An 8,777-nucleotide genomic window follows, 5' to 3' on the forward strand; every position below is an offset into this window, starting at 1 on the left:
CCGCCCCGTGTGTACAGGGATGACACATGAGTAACCAGGCCCGCCTGCTGCCCTCACTGCTCGACCGACTGCTGGACGACCGTCCGCACCAGTCGGCCGAGCCGGCAGTGCAGCGCACCTGTTCGCTGGCCGAGTACAAGGCGAGCATCGTCCGCGACCTGGAGGTGCTGGTGAACACCCGCCAGCCCCTGGTCGCCGAGGAGCTCAAGGGCTTCAGCCAACTCGGTGGTTCCATCCTTGAATACGGCATGCCCGACTTCATCAGCCGCAGCGTGCTCGACCCGCAAGATCGCCGGATCATTCAGCAACAGCTGGAGCGCGCGATCAGCACCGGCGACCGACGTTTTCGCCGGGTTCGCGTACAGCTGTTGGCCCAGCAGAACGGCCACCGCATGTTGACCTTTCGCGTGGACGCCGTGTTGCGTCTGCAAGACATCAGCCGCCAGGTGTCATTCGACGCCGTGCTGCAGGTCAACACCCAGGAATACAAAGTGCAGAACCTCAACTGATGCTCGACGAACTGCTGCCCTACTACGAAAAGGAACTGTCGCACCTGCGCTTCCTCGGCCAGGAGTTTGCTACGCAGTACCCGAAGATTGCTTCGCGGCTGCTGATCGAAGGCGACAACTGCGAAGACCCGCACACCGAGCGCCTGATCGAGGCGTTCTCGTTCCTGTCTGCACGGGTGCACAAAAAGCTCGATGACGAGTTTCCGGAAATTGTCGAGTCGTTCCTTGAGGTGCTGTACCCGCACTACCTGCGCCCTACCCCGTCGATGTCGATCGCCGAGCTGAGCCTGGGCAAGCATGAAAAGGTCACCGAGGCCTACCACGTAGCCCGTCATACCGAAATGCACGCCAATGCGGTCGAGGGCGTGGTCTGCAAGTTCCGCACCTGCTATCCGGTGGAGCTCTGGCCGATCGCCGTGCAACAGGCGTCGTTCACTGAAATGGAACGCTCGGCGTTCAACGGCCACAGCGCCGATCTGGTGGCGCGCCTGCGCATTCGCCTGGAAGCGACGGGCGATGCCCTGTTCGGCCAACTGGCGCTGGAGCGCCTGCGCTTCTTCCTCGATGGCGAAGCCACGCTGATGCTGCAGCTGTACGAGCTGCTGTTCAACAACCTGGCCAAGGCCACCTTGAGTTTCCAGGACCAAGGCCGCAACCGTGAAATTGCCCTGCCAGCCAATGCCCTCAGTGCCGTCGGCTATGGCCGCGACGAAGGCCTGGTGGACTACGCCGAGCGTTCGTTCCTGGGCTATCGGCTGCTGCATGAATACTTCACCTTCCCCGACAAATTCATGTTCTTCGACCTCAGCGGTTTTGCCCGCATTCTGCAGGGCAAGGCCATCGAGCACGTCGAGATCAATTTCTACTTTTCCGACTACGACCTCAGCGAGCGCCTGGCGCGGCTGACCCAGAACATCGGGCGTAACAACTTCAAGCTCAACTGCACACCGATCATCAATCTGTTCCGCCAGCAGGCCGAGCCGATCAAGCTCACCCACACTCAGCACGAATACCCGGTTACCCCGGACATCCGCCTGCACAATGCCGCCGAAGTGGTGTCGATCGACCGCGTGCGGCGGGTGCGCAAGCTCGGTGGTATCGACCAGGTCGGCACCTGTCAGCCGTTCTTCGAGCCGCGTGGCGAACAAGATCCGCACACCAGCTTCTGGATCGCCCGCCGCCGCAACCAGGGCGATGCCACCGCCATGAGTATCCGTGTGGTTGACCGCGACCTGGAACTGATCGACGGCAACAGCGACACCCTGAGCATCAACCTCACCTGCAGCAACCGCGATGTGCCGCTGATGCTGCCGTTCGGTGGCGAGCGTGGCGACTTCAACATTCCGGCCAATTCGGTGATCAAGGACATCCGCTGCCTGCGCAAGCCTACCGCCACGGTACGCGTGCCGCTGGGCAAGGGCCTGATCTGGCGGCTGATCGCGCACCTGTCGCTCAACCACCTGTCGTTGGTCAGCCAGGGTCGCGAAGTGCTGCTCGAACTGCTGTCGCTGTACAACTACCGCAACGTCGCAGCCATCCGTAAGCAGATCAACGGCATCAAGGCGATCAGCAGCGAACCGGTGGTGGCACGCATCGGCCACCCGCGACCGAACTTCGTCCGTGGCGTGGGCATCACCCTGACCCTGGACGAGAGTCAATTCACCGGTAGTGGCGTGTTCCTGTTTGCCATGGTGCTGGACCACTTCTTCGGCCAGTACTGCTCGATGAACAGCTTCACCCAACTGACCTTGCGCACCCAACAACGAGAAAAGAGAGTCGTCCAATGGCCAGCACGCACTGGCGATCAGCCCCTGGTCTGATCGATCAGGCCCGAGCCGAGCCGCACCGATTCGAATTCTTTCAATTGGTGCGCCTGCTCCGCCTACATTACAGCCGCACCGGGCGAATGGATCTGGCCACCCGGCCGCACGAAGATCCACTGCGCTTTCGCAGCCAACTGTCGCTGGCGTTTCCGGCCAGTGAGGTCAGTGACCTGCACTTCGAACGTGAAGGCAAAGTGTCGCCGGCCGGGCTACCGCTTTCAGAAATCCAGGTCACCTTCATGGGCCTGGTCGGGCCGTCGGGCGTGCTGCCACGGCCGTACACCGAGTTGTTGCTCGAACGCCACGTGCAGTACCGCGACGATGCCGCCCATGCGTTTCTCGACATTTTCTCGCACCGCATGACCACGCTGTTCTACGAGGCCTGGCAGAAGTACAAATTTCATATCGAGCACGAGCGCAACGGTGCTTCGGGCTTTGATGGCTACCTGCTCAACCTGGTCGGCCTGGGCCCGCGCGCGCAACAGTTGAAGTTCGAGCAGCAGCCGTCGGCGCTGCGCCGCGAACTGTTCAGCTACTTCGCCGGGCTGCTCAGCCAGAAGCCACGCAACGCGCTCAATCTCGAAGTGATGCTGGGCTTCTACTTCTCGCTGCCCGTCAAGGTCAAACAGTTCGCCGGACGCTGGCTGAACCTGCAGCCTGAACAGTGCACCCAGCTCGGCCGCAAGAACGCGCAACTGGGCCACAGTGCCGTAGCCGGTAAGCGCGTGTGGGATTACCAATCGTGCATCCGTATCGAGCTGGGCCCGTTGAGCCTGGCCGATTACCAGCGCGTGCAACCCGGTACCGAGGACTTTCGCAAGCTGGTCGAGCTGGTGCGCTTCTATATAGGTGCAGAGCTGGACTTCGAAATTGCCCCCCGCCTCAAGCGCGAGGCCGTTCCACGCGCCCAGCTGGGCCGTAGCGGCAACGTTGCCCTGGGCTGGCTGGGCTGGCTCAAACGCCCTGAGCGTGACGTAGAACCTTCGCGTTGCGCCGTCTTCCACATTCCTTACGATGGGGTCGCCTTGTGAACCTGAAGTCTCTGTTCGCCAAGCTCAACGAAACCAGCCGCACGGCCACTGAAAGCGCGGCGGCCCTGTGCCTGTCGGAACACCACTACGATGTCGAAGTGGAGCACCTGCTGCTGCAACTGCTCGACTCCAGCGACAGCGACTTGCCGCAGATTCTGCGCCATTACGAGGTGGTCGCCGAGCGCCTGCAGGCACAACTGGTGACCGCCCTGGGCACCTTCAAGAAAGGCAACAGCCGCACCCCGGCACTGTCGCCGCACATCACCCGCCTGATCGAGCACGCCTGGGTACTGGCCTCGATCGAATACGGCGTCGGCCAGGTGCGCAGCGCCCATTTGCTGCAGGCCTTGCTCGACGACGCCGAGCTGCGCCGCGTGGTGATTGCCTCGGCGCCGGAGCTGGAGAAAATCAATGTCGACGACCTGCGCCTGAACCTCACCGCCCTGGTGGAAGGCAGCGCCGAATCCAGGCTCGCCAGCCCCCTGGGCAGCCCCGCAGCGCCGGTAACCGCTAACACCAAGGCCGGAGGCAAAACCCCGGCCCTGGACCAGTACACCATCAACCTCACCCAGAGCGCCCGGGAAGGCCGAATCGACCCTGTGCTGGGGCGTGAGTTCGAAGTGCGGCAGATGGTCGACATCCTCACCCGTCGGCGCCAGAACAATCCGATTCTCACCGGCGAGGCTGGGGTCGGCAAAACGGCCGTGGTCGAAGGCCTAGCCCTGCGCATCGCCCAGGGCGACGTACCGGCCGTACTCAAGACGGTGGCCCTGCACACCCTGGACCTCGGCTTGCTGCAGGCCGGCGCCGGGGTCAAAGGCGAGTTCGAAAATCGTCTGAAGGCGGTGATCGAAGAGGTCAAACGCAGCGTGCACCCGATCATCCTGTTCATTGACGAAGCCCACACCTTGATCGGCTCCGGTGGCCAGGCCGGGCAGAACGACGCCGCCAACCTGCTCAAGCCGGCCTTGGCCCGTGGTGAGCTGCGGACCATCGCCGCCACCACCTGGGCTGAATATAAAAAGTACTTTGAAAAAGACGCCGCCCTCGCCCGCCGCTTCCAGGTGGTCAAGGTTGAAGAGCCAGACGAAGACAAAGCCATCCACATGTTGCGCGGCCTGCTCGGCAAGATGCGCGAGCACCACAAGGTGGCGGTGATGGACGAAGCGCTGGTACAAGCCGTGCGCCTGTCCAACCGTTACATCACCGGTCGCCAACTGCCCGACAAGGCGGTCAGCGTGCTCGACACCGCCTGTGCGCGCATTGCCCTGGCGCAGTCGTCGCAGCCCGGTGCGCTGGAAGACTGCCGCCGGCAGATCGACAACCTGCAGGCCGAAATCGCCGTGCTCGACCACGAAGCCGGCAAAGGTCACGACCATGCCCGCCGCCTGGGCGAACTGCAGGCCGCACTAAAAGTTGAACAGCAACACGAACAACAGCTGAACGAACAGTGGCAACAGGAGCTGGCGCTGGTCGAGCAGCTCAAGGCCCTGGACGCCGCCAACGACGCCGATGCCCAGCAGCTCAACGCCCTGCGCGCCGAGTTGAGCCGGGTGCAAGGCGACCAGCCGTTGGTCCACGCGCTGGTCGATACCGGCGCCATCGCCCAGGTGATCAGCGGCTGGACTGGCATCCCGCTGGGCAAGATGCTGCGTGATGAAATCGACACCGTGCAGCGCCTGCCAGCCCTGCTCGGCGAACGCGTGCTGGGGCAGGACCACGCCCTGCACGAGATCGGCAAGCGCATCAAGATTTCCCGCGCGCGCATGGAAGACCCGAACAAGCCTATCGGCGTGTTCCTGCTGCTCGGCCCCAGCGGCGTAGGCAAGACCGAAACTGCCCTGGCCCTGGCCGACACCTTGTACGGCGGCGAGCGCAACCTGATCACCATCAACATGTCCGAGTACCAGGAGGCCCACACCGTGTCGAGCCTAAAAGGCTCGCCACCCGGCTACGTCGGTTACGGTGAAGGCGGCGTGCTGACCGAAGCGGTACGGCGTAAGCCATACAGCGTGGTGTTGCTCGACGAGGTGGAAAAAGCCCACCCCGACGTGCTCGAACTGTTTTTCCAGGTGTTCGACAAGGGCGTGCTGGACGACGGCGAAGGCCGTGAGATCAACTTCCGCAACACGGTGATCATCCTTACCTCCAACACCGGCACCGAACGGATCATGCAGACCTGCCTGTTTGCCAACCCGTTGCCCACCCCTGAAGCCATCGTTGACGGTTTGCGCAGTGAACTGAACCAAGTGTTCAAACCGGCGTTCCTCGGTCGCCTGAGCATCGTGCCGTTCTACCCGGTGCAAGACCAGGTGCTGGAACGCATCGTCGCCCTCAAGCTCGAACGCATCGCCAAGCGCTTTGCCCGCAACCATCAGGCCGTACTCAGTTACGACGAGGCGCTGGTCAAGGCCATCGCCGAACGCTGCACCGAAGTCGACAGCGGGGCGCGCAACATCGACAACATCCTGTCGCAGACCCTGATGCCCGAACTCGCCCAGCATGTGCTCGAACGCATGGCCCAGGACACGCCAATCGAACGCCTTGTGATTGAGCTGGGCAGCGATGGCGATTTCGCCTATCGCCTGGCCTGACGAGTACCCGGAGGTTTAACCGTCATGCACCACAACCCGACCGTCCTCAAGCGCCTGATCGCCGCCGCCCTGCTGCTGACGCTTGCCGGCTGCGGCGTCACCGACCGTATCGGCAAACGCATGGAAGACAGCTGGGCGGCCGACATGCTGGCCGACAGCGAGAAAGTGATTCTGACCGCCGATGGCGGTAACCAGCTCAACCCTGATGTCGAGGGCAAGCCGTTGTCGGTGGTCATGCGCGTTTACCAGATGACCGACCTCGAACGCTTCGCCTCGGCCGACGCAGACACCCTCTGGGATGCACCGGAAAAAGCCTTGGGCAACACCCTGGTCGAAGCCCGTGAGATCACCTTGCTGCCGGGCATGGGCCAGATCGACCAGTGGCCGCTGGCCAAAAGCACCCGTTACGTCGGCGTCGCTGCGTTCTTCCGTAATGATCAGGATGCCCGCTGGAAGGTCGCCTTCGACGCCAACTCGCTGCGCAAGGACGGTATCTGGTTCTCGTCCGACGGCCTGCGGGTGCTGGTGGACGACACCACGATCACCGCCATGCGCGGCATGGATGTGCTGAACAAACCCGCCACCGCCGAACAGCTTGCCATCGCCCAGCCAAAGGCTGTGGCGCCGAGCCTTGCCGACAAAGCGCAAGACGCCGTCATCGACAAGGCCAGCGACGCCGCCGGCCAGTCAGCGCGCAACGCCATGGATTCAACCTTCAACTCTTTAGTGGATAGCGTCAAATGAGCAAGCAGAGCCGGGTGATGTGGTCAGAAGGCATGTTCCTGCTGCCCCAGCACTTCCAGTATCAGGATGAGTTCCACCAGCATCAGCTGGCCGAGGCAAGCCTGCGCAGCACCCCGTTCCACTGGGGCGTGCAAACCTTGCAGGTGGACGAAGATGCCCTGGCCAACGGCTCGCTGCAGCTCAAGCGCCTGAAGCTGGTGTTCCCCGACGGCAGCCTGTACGACGCACCGCAGCACGACCCGCTGCCGGCCGCTCGCGACCTCAAAGACCTGCTCAAGGCTAACGATCTGAAGGTCTACGCCGCACTCAAGTTGCCCGAGCCGTTTGGCCTCAACTACGTCGAGGACGGTCAGGAGCACAAGGCCTCGCGGCGCTTTCGCAAGCAGTTCGACACCCTGCCCGACCTCAACGAAGGCGAGCTGGAAAACGAAATCACCAGCCTGCGCCTGAACGTGGTGTTGCTGGTCGATGGCGACAGCCTCGATGGCTATAGCCACTGCCCGCTGGCCAAGTTAACGCGCAACAGCATGGGCGGTTTCAACCTCGACCCGCACTTTGTTCACCCTACCCTGCACCTGGGCAGCCACGAGACCCTGGCCGGTATTGGCAAGCGCCTGCTCGGTGCCCTGCAGGCCAAGAGCAAAGCCCTGTCGGGGCGCCGCCGTGAACGTGCCGACCAGATCGCCGAATTCGGCTCCAGCGACGTCACCCTGTTCTGGCTGCTCAATACCGTCAACCGCGCCCACCCGCAACTGGCTCACCTGCTGACTCACCCGCGCCTGCATCCGGAACGCCTGTACCTGTTCCTTGCCGACCTTGCCGGTGGCCTGCTGACCTTCACCCTCGACAGCCAGCTCAGTGACCTCCCCGAGTACGACCACCACGACCCGGCAGCATCGCTGGTCAAGCTCGACGAGATGATCCGAGTGATGCTCGACAACGTTGTGCCCAACCAGTGCATCGTCATCGACCTCAACCAGACCAAGCCGTCCTACTGGCAAGGCCAACTGCGCGATCCACGCCTGGCCGAGGCCGATTTCTATATTTCGGTGCACGCCGACATGCCCGGTGCCAGCCTGCTGGAACTGGTGCCGAGAGCGTTCAAGGTCGGTTCGCCGGAAGACATCGAGGTGGTGGTCAACAGCGCCATGCCCGGTGTCACCCTCAACCATGCGGCTCGCCTGCCTAACGCGATTCCGGTGCGCCTGGACAACCAGTACTTCGCCATCGAGCCGCACGGCCATGTCTATGAGCGAATGATGAGCGCCCAGAGCATCTGCTTCTATGCGCCCAGCGCCTTTACCAACCTCAAGCTCGAACTGATGGCGGTGCTCAAATGACCGAAGCCGTACTGCAGCAGGGCGCCGATTCGGCCGCCCACGACAAGCCGACCCTCAAAGCGCTGGCCCAGGATTTCATCAGCATGGCGCTGATTGTCCGCCGCGGGCGTCAGGTCACCTCGGTGCCGGCCTTCGAGGGTAGCGTCGAGCGCTTCTTCACCAACCTCGAACACGAAGCCCGCGCGGCCAACTATAGCGTCGAACAGGTCAAAGACACCCAGTACGCCCTGTGTGCATTCCTCGACGAAAGCGTGCTGCGTTCGGGCGACAACGAACTGCGTCGGCACTTCGAATTGCAACCGCTGCAGTTCCGCTACTTCGGTGTGCACCTGGCCGGTGAAGGCTTCTTCGAGAAGGTCGACGCGCTGCGGGCCGACGTCAAAGGCAACATCGACGTGCTTGAGGTCTACCACCTGTGCCTGGCCCTGGGCTTTGAGGGCAAGTTCAGCCTCGGCCAGAAAGACCAACTGCGCTACCTGGCCAACACCCTGGGCCAGGATATCGCCCGCTATCGCAAGCCACCAAAAACCCTGGCACCCGACTGGGCGCTGCCCGACCAGGTGTCACAGATGCTGCGCCACGAGGTGCCGTTGTGGGTGTACCTGGCGTTGATCGCGCTGGTCTGCGTCGCGGTGTACCTGACGCTCGACTGGCTGCTCGACAAGGACGTCGCTGCCCTCTCCGAACAAATCCGCCAGCTGTTCAGTGCCTGAGCACACCTCAGGTAGCCGAGTCA

7 protein-coding genes are annotated in these 8,777 nt (G+C 62.8%); all 7 read left to right on the top strand.

The genetic code is table 11. From position 1 onward, the window contains the following. Positions 1–26 precede the first annotated feature (26 nt). Genes tssE through icmH form a run of 7 tightly spaced genes read left to right on the top strand, consistent with a single transcriptional unit; the run spans position 27 to position 8,754 of the window. The gene (tssE, locus tag ACP6KB_RS20725) at positions 27–509 is read left to right on the top strand and encodes a type VI secretion system baseplate subunit TssE (RefSeq protein ID WP_442109142.1); all 483 of its coding nucleotides are present in this window, start codon (positions 27–29) and stop codon (positions 507–509) included. Next, positions 509–2,329 carry a type VI secretion system baseplate subunit TssF gene (tssF, locus tag ACP6KB_RS20730; RefSeq protein ID WP_442109143.1) on the top strand — a complete coding sequence of 607 codons (1,821 nt, stop codon included), beginning with the start codon at positions 509–511 and terminating at the stop codon, positions 2,327–2,329. The genes tssE and tssF overlap by 1 nt, the downstream gene beginning before the upstream one ends. Further along, positions 2,293–3,363: a type VI secretion system baseplate subunit TssG gene (tssG, locus tag ACP6KB_RS20735; RefSeq protein WP_442109144.1), complete on the top strand. Its 1,071-nt coding sequence runs from the start codon at positions 2,293–2,295 to the stop codon at positions 3,361–3,363. The genes tssF and tssG overlap by 37 nt, the downstream gene beginning before the upstream one ends. Next, positions 3,360–5,957: a type VI secretion system ATPase TssH gene (gene tssH / locus ACP6KB_RS20740; RefSeq protein ID WP_442109145.1), complete on the top strand. Its 2,598-nt coding sequence runs from the start codon at positions 3,360–3,362 to the stop codon at positions 5,955–5,957. Before tssG ends, tssH begins: the two co-directional genes overlap by 4 nt. Positions 5,958–5,981: 24 nt before the next feature. Beyond that, positions 5,982–6,701 carry a type VI secretion system lipoprotein TssJ gene (gene tssJ, locus ACP6KB_RS20745; protein WP_442109146.1) on the top strand — a complete coding sequence of 240 codons (720 nt, stop codon included), beginning with the start codon at positions 5,982–5,984 and terminating at the stop codon, positions 6,699–6,701. After that, positions 6,698–8,041, top strand: coding sequence for a type VI secretion system baseplate subunit TssK (tssK, locus tag ACP6KB_RS20750; RefSeq protein WP_442109147.1), 1,344 nt, complete (start codon positions 6,698–6,700; stop codon positions 8,039–8,041). The genes tssJ and tssK overlap by 4 nt, the downstream gene beginning before the upstream one ends. Further along, on the top strand, positions 8,038–8,754 hold the full coding sequence (gene icmH / locus ACP6KB_RS20755) for a type IVB secretion system protein IcmH/DotU (protein WP_442109148.1): 717 nt from the start codon (positions 8,038–8,040) through the stop codon (positions 8,752–8,754). The genes tssK and icmH overlap by 4 nt, the downstream gene beginning before the upstream one ends. The last annotated feature ends 23 nt before the right edge of the window (positions 8,755–8,777 follow it).

The sequence above is a fragment of the Pseudomonas sp. NUPR-001 genome (assembly GCF_052147955.1).
Lineage (GTDB): Bacteria > Pseudomonadota > Gammaproteobacteria > Pseudomonadales > Pseudomonadaceae > Aquipseudomonas.

Coding starts and splice junctions, on each gene's coding strand:
- tssF (WP_442109143.1), top strand. CDS start 509: ATGCTCGACGAACTGCTGCCCTACTACGAAAAGGAACTGTCGCACCTG.
- tssG (WP_442109144.1), top strand. CDS start 2,293: ATGGCCAGCACGCACTGGCGATCAGCCCCTGGTCTGATCGATCAGGCC.
- tssJ (WP_442109146.1), top strand. CDS start 5,982: ATGCACCACAACCCGACCGTCCTCAAGCGCCTGATCGCCGCCGCCCTG.
- tssE (WP_442109142.1), top strand. CDS start 27: ATGAGTAACCAGGCCCGCCTGCTGCCCTCACTGCTCGACCGACTGCTG.
- icmH (WP_442109148.1), top strand. CDS start 8,038: ATGACCGAAGCCGTACTGCAGCAGGGCGCCGATTCGGCCGCCCACGAC.
- tssK (WP_442109147.1), top strand. CDS start 6,698: ATGAGCAAGCAGAGCCGGGTGATGTGGTCAGAAGGCATGTTCCTGCTG.